This is a genomic window from Microlunatus soli (assembly GCF_900105385.1).
Classification (GTDB): Bacteria; Actinomycetota; Actinomycetes; order Propionibacteriales; family Propionibacteriaceae; genus Microlunatus; species Microlunatus soli.
This window is the reverse complement of the sequence record NZ_LT629772.1, coordinates 6,698,521-6,714,826: the sequence shown is the minus strand read 5'-3', so window position 1 is coordinate 6,714,826 and position 16,306 is coordinate 6,698,521. Positions and strand designations below refer to the sequence as shown.

Below are 16,306 nucleotides of genomic sequence, written 5' to 3'. Positions count from 1 at the left end.
GTTGGGTTTCGGGTGTGGCGGGCGTTGCGTCGCGGCCGGCCGCGACACGCAACCCGACCGCCGCAACGTAACCCGGCCGCGATGCTGGGCGGAAACCCAACCGACGGGCCGAAATCCCAACCAGGCACCCAGCCCTTCGACAAGCTCAGGTCCCGATGGGCTGAGGGAGCGACGGAAGAGAAGATGACAGAACGGCGCCGCCGGAGACTTGGGGGAGCCGCCGGCGGCGCCGTTCTGAATTCGCGGTGCCTGTGTGTGACGTTCAGTCGGTCCGGGCGACGCTGGCAACGCCGGCGGGCAGGAACCGTTGGCCGACGGTCTTCTCCGAAACTCCGGTCCGGTCCAGGTACGGGGTGATACCGCCGTCGTGGAAGGGCCAGCCGGCGCCGAGGATCAGGCACAGGTCGATGTCCATCGGTGCGGCAACGACCTTCTCGGTCAGCATCAGCCCGATCTCCTCGGCGAGCGCCGAGGTGGCCCGATCGAGGATCTGTTCCGGCGTGCTCGGCCGGTCGCCGACGGTGAAGAGCTCCTTCACCTCGTCGGGCACGTACGGCGTGCCGTTCTCATCCCAGTCGTAGACGCCGGACCGCTTGGAGGCGACCAGCGCCTTGAGGTTGTCCGAGACGGCGAATCGATCGCCGAGCTTGGCGTTCAGGGTCTCGGCCACGTGCAACGCGATCGCCGGTCCGACCAACTGGGTCAGCACCATCGGCGTCATCGGCAGCCCGAGCGGCTGCAGTGCGTTGTCGGCGACCTCGATCGGGGTGCCCTCGTCGATGGCGGCGATCACCTCGCCCATCAGCCGGGTGAGCAGCCGGTTGACCACGAAGGCCGGTGCATCGGAGACGATCACCGCGTTCTTCTTCAGCTTCTTGGCCACCGCCAGCGCGGTGGCGACGGCGGCGTCATCGGACTTGCTGCCGCGGGCCACCTCCAGCAGCGGCAGTACCGCGACCGGGTTGAAGAAGTGGAAACCGACCACCCGTTCGGGATGATCAAGATCGGCGGCCATCTCCGAGACCGACAACGAAGAGGTGTTGGTGGCCAGGATGCATTCCTCGCCGACGTGCTTCTCCAGTCGGCCGAAGACGTCCTTCTTGACCGACAGTTCCTCGAAGACCGCCTCGATCACGAAGTCGCAGTCGGCGTAGTCGGCGAAGTCGGTGGTGCCGGTGATCAACGCCTTGAACCGGTTGGCGGTGTCGGCATCGATCCGGCCCTTGCTCAGCAGCTTGTCGATCTCGGCATGGACGTAGCCGATCCCGCGGTCGACCCGCGCCTGATCAAGATCACTGATCACCACCGGCACGCTGAGCCGACGGATGAAGAGCATGGCCAGCTGGCTGGCCATCAGACCGGCACCGACCACGCCGACCTTGTTCACCGAACGGGCCAGCCACGAGTCCGGCGCGCCGGCGGGCTTGCGGGCCCGCTTCTGCACCAGGTCGAAGGCGTACAGCCCGGCCCGCAGTTCGTCGGACATGATCAGGTCGGTGAGCGCGGCGTTCTCGCGGGCGAAGGCGGCCTGTCGGTCGCCGTCCTTCGCCGCGGCGATCAGCTCCAGGGCCCGGTACGGAGCCGGTGCAGCGCCCGACACCTTCGCGTCGGCGATCGCCTGGCCGCGTGCGACCGCCTCGTCCCAGGCGGCCCCTCGATCCGGCTCGGGACGGTCGACGGTGACGGTGCCGGCAACGACCTGACCGGCCCAGTCCAGCGACCGCTCCAGGAAGTCGGCTCCGTCGAACATCGCGTCGGCCAGACCGAGTTGGTAGGCCTGCGGTCCCTTCAACATCCGGTTGTTGTTCAGCGGGTTCTCGATGATCACCGTGACCGCTTTGTCGGCGCCGATCAGGTTGGGCAGCAGGTAGGCCCCGCCCCAACCCGGCACCAGACCGAGGAACGCCTCCGGCAGCGCGAGCGCCGGTGCGACGGCCGAGACCGTCCGGTAGTGGCAGTGCAGTCCGATCTCCAGGCCGCCGCCGAGAGCCAACCCGTTGTAGAAGGTGAACGTCGGCACCGGCGAGTCAGTGAGCTTGGCATACACCTCGTGCCCGATCCGGGCGATCGCTTCGGCGTGTTCGGCCTTGGTGATCTTCGCGACGCCGGACAGGTCGGCGCCGGCGGCCAGGATGAACGGCTTGCCGGTGATCGCGATCGCGGCGATGTCGTCGCGGGCGAGCGCAGCATCGATGGCGGCGTTCAGCTCGCCGAGGCTCCGCGGTCCCATCGTGTTCGGACGTTTGTGATCATGGCCGTTGTCCAGTGTGATCAACACCGCGGTGCCCGCGCCGTGGGGGAGGGCGACGTCGCGGCTGAACGCCTTGGTGACCACCTCGTCGTCGGTCAGCGCCGATGCGTCGTCGATCAACTTCTGCAGGTCGTCGGACATCAGGCTGCTCCCTCGTCGGCGCCGGAAGCGCTGTTGTAGAACGGGTTCTCCCAGACCACCGTGCCGCCCATCCCGAGCCCGACGCACATCGTGGTCAGTCCGTAGCGGATCTGGGGGTTGTCGCGGAAGCTGCGGGCCAGATGGATCATCAGCCGGACACCGGAGCTGGCCAGCGGGTGGCCGAGGGCGATCGCACCGCCGTACGGGTTGAGCTTCGGGTCGTTGTCGTCGATCTTGAAATGATCACAGAAGGCGAGCACCTGGACTGCGAACGCCTCGTTGATCTCGATCGCGCCGATGTCGTCGAAGGACAGGTCGGCGCGCTGCAGTGCCTTCTCGGTGGCCGGGATCGGACCGACGCCCATCACCTCGGGATCGACACCGGCGAAGGCGTAGCTGACCAGTCGCATCGCCGCCGGCAGGCCGAGCTCGGCGGCGGTGTCCTCGGCGGCCAGCAGGGAAGCGGTGGCGCCGTCGTTCAGACCGGCCGAGTTGCCGGCGGTGACCCGGCCGTGCGGCCGGAACGCGGTTCGCAGCCCGGCCAGCGCCTCGACCGTGGTGCCCGGTCGCGGCGGCTCGTCCTGGGTGGCCAGCCCCCAGCCGAGCTCGCTGCTGCGCAGCGCGGTCGGTACCAGGGACTCCTGGATGATGCCGTCGGCGTAGGCCTGAGCGACCCGCTGTTGGCTGAGCACGGCGTAGGAATCGGTGCGCTTTTTGGTGATCGCGGGGTAGCGGTCGTGGATGTTCTCCGCGGTGTTGCCCATGATCAGGGCCGACTCGTCGACCAGCTTCTCGGCGACGATCCGCGGGTTGGGGTCGATGCCCTCACCCATCGGATGCCGGCCCATGTGCTCCACGCCGCCGGCGATCGCGACATCGTAGGCGCCGAAGGCGATCCCGGACGCAGTGGTGGTCACCGCCGTCATCGCGCCGGCGCACATCCGGTCGATCGCGAAGCCGGGAACGGTCCGCGGCAGACCGGCCAGCAAGGCCGCCGTGCGGCCGATGGTCAGACCCTGATCACCGATCTGGGTGGTGGCCGCGATCGCCACCTCGTCGACCCGCTCCGGCGGCAGTTCCGGGTGGCGACGGATCAGTTCGCGGATGCAGTTGATCACCAGATCGTCGGCACGCGTCTCGGCGTACATCGACCCGGCCTTACCGAACGGGGTACGGACGCCGTCGACGTAGACGACCTCCCGGGAGGTTCTGGGCATGCCGTCATATTACTCACGAGTAACAAGCGAACGAAAGTGCCGTCAGGGCCAAAGATCCCTGAGCTTGTCGAAGGGGCATCACAGCGTGGTTGCGTCTCGGTCCTTCGACAGGCCTCAGGAGCTTGCCTGGAGCAGTGGTGTGATGATCGGGACGACGATCTCCCGCTGCCACGGCCGCGCGCCGAAACCGCCGAGCATGTCGTTGACCGCGCGTTCGTCGGGGTCCTTCGGTGGGCGCCAGGTCAATCGCCGGAGGTGGTCGGGGGTGAGCAGGTTCTCCACCGGGAGTTCGAGTTCCTCGGCTTTCTCGGTCAGAGCATCGCGGACCGCGTGCAGCCGGTCGGCCGCCGCCGGGTCCTTGCTCGCCCATTGTCGAGCCTGCTGCGGTGGCCCTTCGGAATGGCGGTGCATCGGCGGCAGCTCCGACTCCGGCAGCTCGAGTGCCCGGGTCACCGCGCCGACCCAATTGGTCCGATAGCGGTTGGCCGGCCGGCGTCGGAAGGACGGTACGGTGCCCACCGAGTCGGGGCCGACATCGCGCAACGCGGCAAGCTCGGTGATCGCGGAATCGGCCAGCACCCGTCCCGGTGCCTTGTCGTTGCGGCGGGCGATCTGATCCCGGACCCGCCACAGTTCGGCGACGATCGCGAGTCCGCGCCGGTTGCGTACCTTGTGGATGCCGGACGTCCGTCGCCAGGGGTCGGGTCGCGCCTCCGCCGGCCAGGCCGCTCGGGCGGCGAGCCAACCGAACTCCTGCCGGGCCCACTCATCCTTGCCCGTCTCGACCAGCTGTGCTGCCAGGGCATCGCGCAGCTCGACCAGCAGCTCGACATCCAGTGCGGCGTAGTTGAGCCAATCCCGGGGCAGCGGCCGAGTGGACCAATCCGCAGCCGAGTGCTCCTTCAACAGCCGAACGCCGAACAGTTCCTCGATCAACGTGCCGAGGTTGACCCGGGGATACCCGAGCAGCCGGCCGGCCAACTCGGTGTCGAACAGCCGGGAGGGAACCAGTCCGATCTCCACCAGGCAGGGCAGATCTTGGGTGGCGGCGTGGATCACCCATTCGGCGTCGCCGATCGCGTCGGCGATACCGCTGAGGTCCGCGGGAGCGGTGGCGGCCTGCCGCGACGGGCGCTGGCGGCGACCCTTGCCCGCTGTGGTTGAGGCCGCCGACTGGGAGTCGGCGGACCGGGTCGGATCGGTCCCGGCGCCGGCCGTCGCCGATCCGGGAGAGGCGGCCGCGATCTTCCGGGCGCTGGTCTGCGGCTCCTCCGCCGTCACCGCAGCCAGGGCGATCGGGTCCAGCAGCACCGTGCCCGCGCCGTGCCGGCGGAGCTGGATCAGGTAGGCGCGTTGGCTGTAGCGGAAACCGTGTGCACGCTCGGCGTCGATCGCCACCGGCCCGTCACCGCCGGACAACGCCGTGATCGCTGAGCGCAGACCGGGCAGATCGACGATGACCTCGCCGAGCCCGTCTGCGGGTTCCTTCAGGATCCGTACGTCGTCGTCAGAGGTCACCGTTTTCGACCACTCCGGCCCGCCGGAGTGCGTCGGGACGGGATCGGCACCACGCCGTCGGGCAGCGGAGGGAGCCCGGCGGTCGTACACAACATCTCCGCCCACGCGGTCAGATGCGGCGTGAGCGGCTCGCCGTCCTCGATCTCGGCGGTCCACGAGGCGCGGATCTCGACCTCGGCGCGCGGCGGCTCCTCGGCCATCCCACCGAAGGACTCGCTGGACACCGAGGTGACGGTGCCGCTCGGGGAGTGGAATCCGGCCTTGTTGTCGGTCAGCGCATCGATCAGCCAACTCCAGCCGACCGACCCGAGCAGCGGATCGGTGACCATCTCCGGATCGACCTCCGCGCGGGCAAAGGTGACCAAGCGGAAGGTGCCACCCCAAGCCGCGTTACCGGCGGGATCGTGCAGCAGCACCAGCCGTCCGCTGCCGACCTCATCGCCGCCGACCATGACATCGGCGGTGATCGCAGCGGCATGCGGTGCGATACGTTGTGGCGCCGGGATCTCCTCGATCTGCAATTCCGGGCGCCAGGAAGCCGATTGCAGCTCAGCAACGACCTTGCGGAAGCCGTCCGGCGCGGACGCCCGCTCCTGGTTCACACCCACATCACTGAGCCTATGCCGCCGCACCCACACCGGATCGTCTCGACGCGCCGCTCGTGAAAAGATTCACTGCGTGTCTGTTGATCCGAGCCCATCCTCCGCCGTCTCGAACGTGCCGCCGCTGCTGGCTGCGGCCGCGCGACAACAGGGTGACCGACTGCCGGTCTGGTTCATGCGTCAGGCGGGGAGGGCGCTGCCGGAATACCACCGCGCACGCGACGGCGTCGGGATGTTGGAAGCCTGTGCCCGACCGGATCTGGTGACAGAGATCACGTTGCAGCCGGTCCGGCGCTACGGGGTCGACGGCGCCGTCGTGTACAGCGACATCGTGGTGCCGTTGCGGGCCGTCGGCGTGGATCTGGACCTCGTCCCCGGGACCGGTCCGGTGATCGCGGACCCGATCCGGGACCGGGCCGGACTGGACCGGCTGCGGCCGTTGGATCCGGCATCGGTGGACTTCATCGCCGAGGCGATCCGGCAGTTGGTGGCCGAGTTGGGAGAGCAGACTCCGGTGATCGGGTTCGCCGGGGCACCGTTCACCCTGGCCAGCTACCTGGTGGAGGGCGGGCCCAGTCGCGACTATGCGCGGACCAAGGCTCTGATGCTGGCCGATCCGCAGCTCTGGGACGACCTGTGCTCACGGCTGGCAGACATCGCCGCGGAGTTCCTCGCCGTTCAGATCGGTGCCGGTGCTCGGATCGTCCAGTTGTTCGACTCCTGGGCCGGCAGTCTGGCGCCGGCCGACTACCGGCAGCAGGTGCAGCCACACTCCGCGCGGGTGCTGTCCCGGGTCCGCGAGCTGGGCGTGCCGAGCATCCACTTCGGTGTCGGCACCGGCGAGCTGCTGCCGGCGATGGCTGAGGCCGGTCCGGACGTGGTGGGTGCGGACTGGCGGGTTCCGCTGGCCGAGGCGAGTCGGCGGATCGGCCCTGATCACGCTGTGCAGGGCAATCTCGATCCGGCGCTGTTGACTGCGCCCTGGCCAGTGCTGGCCGACCGGGTCCGCGACGTCATCCGGTCCGGTGCGCAGGCGCCTGGCCACATCTTCAACCTGGGCCACGGGGTGCCGCCGACCACCGATCCCGACGTGCTGACCCGGATCGTCGAGCTGGTGCACACCGAAGGGCCGGCGTTGCGGGCCGAGGTCGCCCGGTGACCGCGACGGTGGTGGTCGGGGCCGGCATCTCCGGACTGTCCGCCGCCCACCAGCTCGCAACCGAGACCTCCGACACGATCATCGTCTGTGATGCCGCTCCGCGGTTGGGCGGCAAGCTGCATCGGCTCGCTTTGGACGACCCGGCCGACCTCGACCAAGGGCCGGACCTTGTCGACGGACGGTGCGGTGACCCTGCGCTCCCGTTCACCGTCGACGTCGGCGCGGAATCGATGCTCGCCCGCCGCCCCGAAGGACTGGAGTTGATCACCGCGCTCGGTCTCGATGATCACCGCGTTCATCCGACGACCGCACGGGCACAAGCCTTCCTGGACGGCCGGATCACGCCGCTGCCGCCGAGCAACATGGGCGTGCCGACAGACCTGGAGGCGCTCGGCGGGTTTCTGTCCGATGCCGGGCTCCGCCGAGCCCGAGCTGAAGTTGATCATGAGGCACCCGCACTGGCCGGTGACGTCTCGATCGGATCCTATGTGGCCGACCGTTTCGGCGACGAAGTGACCGATCGGCTGCTGGAGCCGATGCTCGGCGGTGTGTACGCCGGACAATCCCGGCGATTGTCCTTCGAGGCGGTCCATCCGGGATTGTTCGCCGCTGCCCGTCAGGGCGGGTCCCTGTTGGCTGCCGCGCAGCAGGTGGCAGCGGCTGCCAAACGCAGTAATGATCAATCCGTCGGCTCCGCGCCGCCGGTGTTCGCGGGCCTGATCGGGGGCGTGTCCGGGGTGATCACCGCCCTGGAAGATGATCTTCGTTCACGGGGAGTGGCCATCCGCTCGTCGACCACCGTCCGGGAGATCCGTCGCGAGCCCGGCGTTGATCACGGTGGCCGATTCACGCTGGTGACCGGGCCGGTCCCGGCGCCGGAGTTGATCACGGCCGACCGGGTCGTGCTGGCGACGCCGGCGGCACCCACCGCCCGGCTGCTGCGGGCGCTGGCGCCGGAGGCCGCCACCGCGCTGGCGGAGATCCCGTACGCGTCGATGGCGGTGATCACCTTCGTCCTGGCCGACGCCGAACTGTCCGGCTCCGGCCTGCTGGTGCCGCCGGGGGAGTTGCCGACGATCAAGGCCTTCACCTATTCCAGCAACAAGTGGGACTGGATCGCCGACCGTGCCGCGGCCGGCTTCGGTGCCGGCACGGCAGTGGTCCGAGCCAGCGTCGGCCGGTTCGGTGAAGAACAGTTGCTGCAGGTCGATGATCATGAACTCGCGCGACGAACGCTTGCCGAGGCGCGGGCCGTCCCGGGATGGCAGTCGGCTCGCCCACTGCGAACGAGGGTGCAGCGCTGGGGCGGTGGACTGCCGCAATACCTGGTCGGTCATCGGGATCGGATCCAGACGATCCGGTCGGCCGTCGCCGCGGTCGGCGGGATCGCCGTGGCCGGTGCGTACCTGGACGGCGTCGGGTTGCCGTCCTGCATCGCAGCAGCGCGGCGGGCCGTGGCGGACCTGTGACCGCAGCCCGTACTACCGAGGGTAGTAGATTGGGTCCGTAGCGACCGGAGAACAGTAGTAGCGACGAGACAGGACAGGGAACTGTGGCCAAGGCACGGGAGATCAACGACACGATCCGCTACACGATGTGGTCGGTGTTCCGGTTGGCGGTGCGGCCGGACGGCGCCGCCGACGAACTGGCCGGCAGTGCGCTGGCCGACATCGAGAAGGCCGTCGACGGCGAGGACCTGGCGATCCGCGGCTGGTACGACGTCGCCGCGCTCCGCGCCGACGCCGACCTGATGGTCTGGTGGCACGCACCGGACATCGAGGTGCTGCAGGAGGCCTACCACGCGCTGCGCCGGTCGCAGCTGGGCAGCGGTCTGGAGTCGGTCTGGTCGCAGGCCGCGCTGCATCGGCCGGCCGAGTTCAACAAGGGCCACGTACCCGCCTTCATGTCCGGCGAGGAGCCGAAGGACTACGCCTGCGTCTACCCGTTCGTCCGGTCCTATGAGTGGTATCTGCTGCCCGATCAGGAACGACGCACGATGCTGGCCGAACACGGCATGATGGCCCGGCCCTATCCCGATGTCCGGGCCAACACGGTGGCGTCCTTCGCGCTCGGCGACTATGAGTGGATGCTGGCCTTCGAGGCCGACGAACTGCATCGGATCGTGGACCTGATGCGCGAACTCCGCAAGGCCCCGGCCCGGCGGCACACCCGCGAGGAGATCCCGTTCTTCACCGGCCGCCGCCGCGAACTCGCCGACATCGTCTCCCGCTGGTGAACCCCTCCAAGTCGGCAGAACGTGGCGCGCGGTGGCGCAACCACGTTCTGACAACTTTCGGCAGTCGGGTGACTACCGGGGGTCCATCGTCAGGCTGATGGAGTTGATGCAGTAACGCAGGTCGGTCGGGGTGGAGTAGCCTTCACCCTCGAAGACGTGGCCCAGGTGCGAGTCGCAGGCTGCGCAGCGGACCTCGACCCGGCGCATCCCCATCGAGGTGTCGGTGATGTAGCGGACCCGGTCCTCGGCCAGCGGCGCGAAGAACGACGGCCACCCGCAGTGGCTCTCGAACTTCTCATCGCTGCGGAAGAGTTCGGTCCCGCACGCCCGACAGCGGTAGACGCCGGCCGCGGTGGTGTCGGTGTATTCACCGGTGAACGGCCGTTCGGTGCCTGCTTCGCGCAGCACATGGAACTCGGCGGCACTCAGCTGCTGGCGCCATTCCTCCTCGGACTTGACGATCTTGCCGACCGCCGCCGCCGGGCTGCTGTTCTGTGCGGCGGACTGCTCCTCGACCTGCGGTTGCTGATCGGTCGTGGTCGGGTTCTGCTCGGTGGTCATCGATGTTCCTCCTTGGTCGGTGCAACCGTTGCAACAGCGACGGGCGACCGGACGTTCCCCATCAGCGTACGCGTCATCGGTGCGTCATCGATCCGGCGGTTCACGACTCCTGGCGGACCGGAACCAATAGGTTGGACGCCATGGCGAAGACCGCAGCTGCTCACGTCACCGCGGGGGACCGCGAGGTTCGGGTCTCCAGTCCCGACCGGGTCGTCTATGAGGCCACCGACAGGACCCCGGCGCTCACCAAGCTGCAGGTGTGTGAGCACTTCGTCACCGTCGGCGAGGCGATGATCCGTGCCGTCGGTGATCGACCGACCGCGATGGAACGATGGCCGGACGGGTGGCGCGAGGGCATGCGACTGGCGACCGGCCCGCAGGACCGCAACGCCGACGGCTTCTACCAGAAGCGACTGCCGAAGGGCGCTCCGGACTATGTCGAGACGGTGCAGGTCAGGTTCCCCAGCGGGCGCACCGCCGACGAGCTCTGCCCGACCGAGCCGGCCGATCTGGTCTGGGCCGCGCAGATGGGCGCGATCACCTTCCACCCGTGGCCGGTCCGCCGCTTGGACGTCGATCGCCCCGACGAGCTGCGGCTCGATCTCGATCCGCAGCCGGGCACCACCTTCGCCGATGCCCGACGGGTGGCCGCGGTGGCCCGTGACCTGTTGGACGAGCTGGGCCTGCGGGGCTTCGCCAAGACCAGCGGCAACCGCGGGATCCACATCTACGTCCGGATCCGCCCCGAGCACTCGTTCGAGGAGGTGCGGCACGCCGCGATCGGCTTCGGCCGCGAGTTGGAACGCCGCGATGACGGGGTCACCACCGCCTGGTGGAAGGAGGAACGAGGGAGCAGGATCTTCCTGGACTTCAATCAGAACAACCGCGACCGCACCATCGCCAGCGCCTGGAGCTTGCGGGCTCGGCCGGGTGCACCGGTCAGCACCCCGATGACCTGGGAACGGTTGGCCGAGGTGGACGATCCCCGGGACTTCAATCTGACCACGGTTGCCGACTATCTGTCCGACGGTGACCCGTGGGCCGAGATGGACGACCAGGCCTATGACCTTGCGCCACTGCTCGAGCTGTGGGAGACCCTTCCCGGCGGCGAGCTGAACTTCCCACCGGACTATCCGAAGATGCCCGGCGAACCGCCCCGGGTGCAGCCCAGCAAGAAGGTCGCCGAACACTGGGATGCCGACGGCAACCGCATCGCCGACTGACCCCGAAGCTGTCTGAGCTACGGCCCGACGACCTGTTGGCGACTGCGCGTGTAGCGCAGCAGCAGGGACTGGTCGTCGGCGGTGATGCAGTGGGCCAGGTCGTAGGACTCCGGGTCGAGCATCGTGCCGGCGGTGGTGCGGGAGGCGTCGCCGCCGATCACCAACGGTGACAGGGTCAGGCAGATCTCGTCGACCAGCCCGGCCGCATGCAGCTCCTGGCTGAGATGCGGGCCGCCCTCACACAGCACCCGGTACAGTCCGCGTTCGGCGAGAACGTTGATCAGATCGGCGGCGCCGACAAGATCATCATCGCCGATTTCGACCAGTTCGGTGCCGTCCGGTGCCGAGCGGCCCTCCGAGCCGCCACCGGTCAAGATCAACACCGGGCCGCCGGGGACCTGATCCGACGCTGTCCCCAGATCGGCCGGCAATCCGCAGCTCCGGGATACGATCGCCAGCGTCGGGTCGGGCGTCATCCCGAACTCGGCGCGCAATTCGTGCTGCCACGGTTCAAGATCAACTGCACGATAGTGCTCGACCCGGGCGGTCCCGGCGCCGACCATGATCACATCGGCCATTGCCCGTTGCAGGGCGAACACCATCCGGTCGCTGGCGGTGTTGATCGATCCCGATCGGCCGTCCGGTCCCTGGGCAGCCCCGTCCAAGGTGCTGACGAAGTTGGTCCGAACCCACGGCCGATTCCCGGTCGTCGGGTGCCGATACAGTTCGGCCAGTTCCGCGGTCGAGACCGAACGGCCGGGATGACCCTCACCGAGCAGCACGCGATAGTTGATCGTCACAGGTGTTGACCCTATCGATCAGAACGCGTTCCGCCGGCTCAGGCGCCGACGACGGCCAGGTGCGGCGCGGCCCGCCGTTCGGCCAGCATCGGCTCCAGGTCGACCAGATCCATCGCCGAGACCACGTAGCGGCTGATGATCGTCTGCAGCAGTTCCGGCTCCGGCCCGAGCGGTTCGGAGACCGCGATCGCGCCCGCCTCGTAGGCCATCCGGGCCTGTCGGAGGTAGTCCTCGGTCGGGCTCAGGTACCAGCTGCCGACCGCGACGTGGCGACGGCCCTGGGCATGCAGCGTGCGGACCGCTTCGGCCGCCGTCGGACCATGATCACCGCCGAACGCGGTCACCGACGGCAGTCGGTGGTGACTGCCCCAGAGCCGGGTGCGGCGGGCGACGACGGCGTGGCTGCGGGTGTCGTGCGAGTTGTCGGACAGGAACACCAGACCGTCCAGTTCGGTTGCCCGGCGTGCCTTCAGGGCATCGCGCAGCCGCCGGTCGACGACCGACAACAGCTTCGGATCCGGTCCGATCGGCTGCGATGCGACCACCTGCAGCCCGGGATGGGCTGCCCGGACGGCCGTCAGCATCGCACCAAGATCATCACCGCCGCTGAACGCATCGGCGATGCTGAGCGGGGTGAGCACGACCTCGTTGACGCCGCGCTGGGTGAGCTTGTTGATCACCTGCAGTGCGGTCGGCGGGTTGTCGGCGAACGCACAGCGGACGTCCAGTTCGGGACGCAGGTCGTTGAGCCCGGCTCGGAGGCCTTGGCTGACGGCAGCGACTCGGGGGTCGCCGCCGCCATTGCTCAACAGGACAAGTGCGGGCGCGGTCATCGTCGGTCCTCCTCTGTAGCCGGCCTCATGGCAGATCCCTGCCCAGTAAGGCCGAAGCCAGCGCCTTGGTCTGCACGACCGATTCGGTCAACGGCACCTGTCCGGTGTCGATCACGAGATCGGCGCTGGTCGGTTCTTCGTACGGGTCGTCAATTCCGGTCATCCCGGTGATCTCGCCACGGCGGGCCTTGGCGTACAGGCCCTTCACGTCGCGCTGCTCGGTGATCTCGAGGCTGGTCGAGACGAACACCTCGCCGTACGGGACGGCGTGCTTGGCATGGTCGGCACGGACGGCGTTGCGGGCACTGGCGAACGGGGCGATCACCGGCACCAGGGTCAACACGCCGTGGCTGGACAGCAGTCGCGCCACGTAACCGATCCGGGTCACGTTGATGTCCCGGTCCTCCCGGCTGAATCCCAGCCCCTTCGACAGGTAGGGCCGGACGTCGTCACCGTCCAGCACATGGACGTCGATGCCGGTCGCCCGGAGGTCGTCGGCCAACGCATGCGCGATCGTCGACTTGCCGGCCGACGGCAGACCGGTGAACCATAGGGTTGCCCCGGTGACGTCGGTCCGCACCGGGTTGGACGGCCGGCCGATCCCGGTCGACAGGGCTGGTTCGGTCGACACGGCTGGTTCGGTCACAGCTGGATCCCGCATTCGGTCTTGCCGCGGCCGGCCCACCGGCCGCTGCGCGGATCGCCGCCGTCCACCGGACGGCTGGTGCAGGGTTCGCAGCCGATCGACGGGTATCCATCGGCCAGCAGCGGGTTGCTGATCAGGCTGTGCTTGTCGATGTAGGCAGCCACCTCGTCGTCGGTCCAGGAGGCGATCGGTGCGATCTTGACCATCTTCTTGACGTTGTCGAAGGCCACCACCCGGGTGTCGGCCCGGCGGGCGCTGTCCACCCGGCGCAGGCCGGTGGCCCACGCGTTGTACGGCTTCAGCACCTTGCCCAGCGGCTCCACCTTGCGCATCTGGCAGCACAGGTCGGGGTTGCTGGCGAAGAGATCCTTGCCGTAACGGGCGTCCTGCTCGGCGACGGACAGTTCCGGCGTCACGTTGCCCACGTTGACGTCGAAGATCTGCTCCACCGCGTCACGGGTGCCGATCGTCTCGACGAAGTGATAGCCGGTGTCCAGGAAGATGACGTCCATCCCGGGTGCGGTCTGCTCGGCGAGGTGGATCATCACCGTGTCCGCCATCGAGGCCGTCACCGCCAACCGGCGGCCAAAGCGCGCGAACCCCCAGGCGAGGATCTCCTCGGCCGGTGCGCCTTCCAGTTCCTGGCCGGCTCGCTCGGCGAGAGCGCGCAACTGCCCCTCGGAGAGGTCGTTGCTGTCACCCAACTCGATGTCTCGTTCCGTACTGGTCTGGCAGATCGTCATTGCTGGTCACCGTCCTTCGGTGCCGGACCGGCGGTGCCCGCCGCCCCCGACACCAGTCCGTGGAACCTCACCGAGAACGCACGCAGACAGCTCCGGCATTCCCAACCCCCGCTTTCGGCGGGGAAGAGCGTTTCCTCGGAGCAGTACGGGCAGAAGGCGATCGACTGCCGCCCCGTCCCCGACCCCGAGCTGGGTGAATCCGACACAGTAGCGCCTTCCGATGTGGAGTCGGCGAATGTCAGGCTCGCCGAAGCGAGAGTCCCGGTCACAGCAGCAGCGATTCGTCGGCTCGCCCGACCCATTGGGCGAAGCGTTCGCCGTCCTGCCGATCGGCGAGGTACGCCTTGGCGACCCGTTCGACGTAGTCGGGCAACTCGTCCGCGGTCACCTTGTGGCCGCGCAGCTTCCGGCCGAAGCCGGCATCGAGTCCGAGTCCGCCGCCGAGATGCACCTGGTAGCCCGGCACCTGATTGCCGCCTGCACCGGGGACGAGCTGGCCCTTCAGGCCGATGTCGGCGGTCTGGATCCGGGCGCAGGAGTTGGGGCAGCCGTTGATGTGCACGGTGATCGGGTTGTCCAGCGAGCCCAGCCGCTGCTCCAGTTCGTCGGCGACCCGGACGGCCTGCGCCTTGGTCTCCACGATGGCCAGCTTGCAGAACTCGATGCCGGTGCAGGCGAGCACCGAACGTTGCCAGGACTTCGGGTCGGCCGACAGCCCGAGTCCGGCGAAGTCGGCGATCAGGCCCTGCACCTCGTCCTCGGCGACGTCGAGCACCAGAAGCTTCTGCATCGGAGTGGTCCGGAGCCGCCGGGAACCGTGCGCCTCGGCGATTTCCGCGGCCCGGGTGAGGATGTCACCGCTGACCCGACCCGCCGGGGTGCTGAATCCGACGTAATGGTTGCCGTCATGCTGCCGATGAACACCGACGTGATCACGGGTTGAGACGGGCGTCTCGGGTGCTGGGCCGTCGATCAGCTTGCGTTGCAGGTACTCGTCCTCCAGCACCTGCCGGAACTTCTCGGTGCCCCAATCGGCGACCAGGAACTTCAGCCGGGCCCGGTTGCGCAGCCGACGGTAGCCGTAGTCCCGGAAGATCCGGGTCACCCCGGCCCAGACGTCGGGCACCTCCGCCAGCGGCACCCAGGCGCCCAGCCGCTGCGCGAGCATCGGGTTGGTGGACAGCCCGCCGCCGACCCACAGGTCGAAGCCCGGGCCGTGTTCGGGATGGTCGACTCCGACGAAGGAGATGTCGTTCAGTTCGGGGACGACGTCCTGGCCCGGATCGCCGCTGATGGAGGTCTTGAACTTGCGGGGCAGGTTGGAGAACTCCGGGCTGCCGATGTAGCGCGCCTTGATCTCGTCGACGGCCGATTGACCGTTGATGATCTCGTCGGCGGAGATGCCGGCCACCGGCGATCCGATCACGACTCGCGGGCAGTCACCACAGGCTTCCGTGGTGTCCAGGCCGACGTCGGCCAGCCGGTTCCAGATCTCCGGCACGTCCTCGATCCGGATCCAGTGCAGCTGGATGTTCTGCCGATCGGTGATGTCGGCGCTGCCGCGGGCGAAGTCGTTGGAGATCTTGGCGATCACCCGCAGCTGCTCGGTCGTCAGTGCTCCGCCGTCGATCCGGATCCGCATCATGAAGTGCGTGTCATCCAGTTCGTGCGGCTCCAATGTCGCGGTCCGGCCGCCGTCGATGCCGGGCTTGCGCTGGGTGTAGAGGCCCATCCACCGGAACCGACCGCGCAGATCGCCCGGGTCGATGCTGTCGAAGCCGCCCTTGGCGTAGATGTTGATGATGCGCGCCCGGACGTTCAGCGGGTCGTCGTCCTTCTTGGACTGCTCGTTGGCGTTCAGCGGCTCACGGTAGCCGAGTGCCCACTGGCCCTCGCCACGCTTACGTCCTACCTGGCGCCGGGTGCCGGGCCGCCGTGCGGGCGCAGCTGTACGGGCGGTCCGGGTGGGCGTGGTGTCGATGCTCATCGCATTCCTTCGTTGGCCGTTGTCGGTCGGTCATCGGTGCGTCGTGTTCGATGCGCTGGCGCGCCACCGGGGGAGCAGCAGGATGCTCTGAGGTTCGGCGGCGCTGATCGTGCGCACCGCCGGAAGTCCGGGAAAAGGGGGCGCAGATCAGGCGGAAGCCCGACACATCATCGACTTGGTCCGAGCGAAGTCGACGAAGCGGCGTACGACGAAGGGGCCGAGGTCGGCGATCATCTCGGTGATTGCGAAGGCTCGGCTCGTCCGGCCACGCGCGGCACGCACTCCGGGCCCGAAATCCGGGCGGAGAGCTGCGGGCAGGCGCGTTGGCATGTCACAAGACTGGGCGATCACGGCTGATCCGGCAAGCCCTCATACCATAATACGGACAT

The 16,306-nt window shown here is 68.5% G+C and carries 15 protein-coding genes; 4 read left to right on the top strand and 11 right to left on the bottom strand.

What is annotated here, in order from left to right:
• Positions 1–262: 262 nt before the first annotated feature.
• From BLU38_RS30630 to BLU38_RS30615, 4 genes are all read right to left on the bottom strand, one after another.
• Entirely contained in the window at positions 263–2,392 is a 2,130-nt protein-coding gene (locus BLU38_RS30630; RefSeq protein WP_091531459.1) for a 3-hydroxyacyl-CoA dehydrogenase NAD-binding domain-containing protein, read from the bottom strand.
• Complete coding sequence (locus tag BLU38_RS30625) at positions 2,392–3,609, bottom strand: thiolase family protein (RefSeq protein WP_091531455.1); 1,218 nt, start codon at positions 3,607–3,609, stop codon at positions 2,392–2,394. The genes BLU38_RS30630 and BLU38_RS30625 overlap by 1 nt, the downstream gene beginning before the upstream one ends.
• A 114-nt stretch (positions 3,610–3,723) precedes the next feature.
• Complete coding sequence (locus BLU38_RS30620) at positions 3,724–5,127, bottom strand: HRDC domain-containing protein (RefSeq protein WP_407939634.1); 1,404 nt, start codon at positions 5,125–5,127, stop codon at positions 3,724–3,726.
• Positions 5,124–5,735, bottom strand: coding sequence for a DUF3000 domain-containing protein (locus BLU38_RS30615; protein WP_091531452.1), 612 nt, complete (start codon positions 5,733–5,735; stop codon positions 5,124–5,126). The genes BLU38_RS30620 and BLU38_RS30615 overlap by 4 nt, the downstream gene beginning before the upstream one ends.
• A 70-nt stretch (positions 5,736–5,805) precedes the next feature.
• On the opposite strand from BLU38_RS30615, the gene hemE reads away from it, so the two are divergent.
• From hemE to hemQ, 3 genes are all read left to right on the top strand, one after another.
• Positions 5,806–6,888: a uroporphyrinogen decarboxylase gene (hemE, locus tag BLU38_RS30610; protein WP_197679931.1), complete on the top strand. Its 1,083-nt coding sequence runs from the start codon at positions 5,806–5,808 to the stop codon at positions 6,886–6,888.
• The gene (gene hemG / locus BLU38_RS30605; protein ID WP_091531448.1) at positions 6,885–8,357 is read left to right on the top strand and encodes a protoporphyrinogen oxidase; all 1,473 of its coding nucleotides are present in this window, start codon (positions 6,885–6,887) and stop codon (positions 8,355–8,357) included. Before hemE ends, hemG begins: the two co-directional genes overlap by 4 nt.
• An 83-nt stretch (positions 8,358–8,440) precedes the next feature.
• Positions 8,441–9,124, top strand: coding sequence for a hydrogen peroxide-dependent heme synthase (gene hemQ, locus BLU38_RS30600; RefSeq protein WP_331715058.1), 684 nt, complete (start codon positions 8,441–8,443; stop codon positions 9,122–9,124).
• 72 nt (positions 9,125–9,196) lie between these two features.
• Here hemQ and msrB read toward each other — a convergent pair whose 3' ends face one another.
• Positions 9,197–9,685, bottom strand: a complete 489-nt coding sequence (gene msrB / locus BLU38_RS30595) for a peptide-methionine (R)-S-oxide reductase MsrB (protein WP_091531445.1) — start codon at positions 9,683–9,685, stop codon at positions 9,197–9,199.
• Positions 9,686–9,825: 140 nt separating this feature from the next.
• Here msrB and BLU38_RS30590 point away from each other — a divergent pair, with 140 nt between their 5' ends.
• Complete coding sequence (locus BLU38_RS30590) at positions 9,826–10,908, top strand: DNA polymerase domain-containing protein (RefSeq protein WP_091531441.1); 1,083 nt, start codon at positions 9,826–9,828, stop codon at positions 10,906–10,908.
• 17 nt (positions 10,909–10,925) lie between these two features.
• Here the strand turns inward: BLU38_RS30590 and BLU38_RS30585 are convergent, their stop codons facing one another.
• The 6 genes from BLU38_RS30585 to BLU38_RS31120 all read right to left on the bottom strand — a co-directional run bounded on the left by BLU38_RS30585 (position 10,926) and on the right by BLU38_RS31120 (position 16,247).
• A complete protein-coding gene (locus BLU38_RS30585) occupies positions 10,926–11,708 on the bottom strand; it encodes a dihydrofolate reductase family protein (RefSeq protein WP_157683889.1) in 783 nt (260 codons plus the stop codon).
• 38 nt (positions 11,709–11,746) lie between these two features.
• The gene (locus BLU38_RS30580; RefSeq protein ID WP_091531434.1) at positions 11,747–12,541 is read right to left on the bottom strand and encodes a sirohydrochlorin chelatase; all 795 of its coding nucleotides are present in this window, start codon (positions 12,539–12,541) and stop codon (positions 11,747–11,749) included.
• A 25-nt stretch (positions 12,542–12,566) separates the two neighbouring features.
• Positions 12,567–13,187: an adenylyl-sulfate kinase gene (gene cysC / locus BLU38_RS30575; RefSeq protein ID WP_231920108.1), complete on the bottom strand. Its 621-nt coding sequence runs from the start codon at positions 13,185–13,187 to the stop codon at positions 12,567–12,569.
• Positions 13,184–13,930, bottom strand: a complete 747-nt coding sequence (locus BLU38_RS30570; RefSeq protein WP_091531427.1) for a phosphoadenylyl-sulfate reductase — start codon at positions 13,928–13,930, stop codon at positions 13,184–13,186. Before BLU38_RS30570 ends, cysC begins: the two co-directional genes overlap by 4 nt.
• 265 nt (positions 13,931–14,195) lie before the next feature.
• The gene (locus BLU38_RS30560) at positions 14,196–15,917 is read right to left on the bottom strand and encodes a nitrite/sulfite reductase (RefSeq protein WP_091531420.1); all 1,722 of its coding nucleotides are present in this window, start codon (positions 15,915–15,917) and stop codon (positions 14,196–14,198) included.
• Positions 15,918–16,064: 147 nt separating this feature from the next.
• Complete coding sequence (locus tag BLU38_RS31120; RefSeq protein WP_157683886.1) at positions 16,065–16,247, bottom strand: hypothetical protein; 183 nt, start codon at positions 16,245–16,247, stop codon at positions 16,065–16,067.
• Between the last annotated feature and the right edge of the window lie 59 nt (positions 16,248–16,306).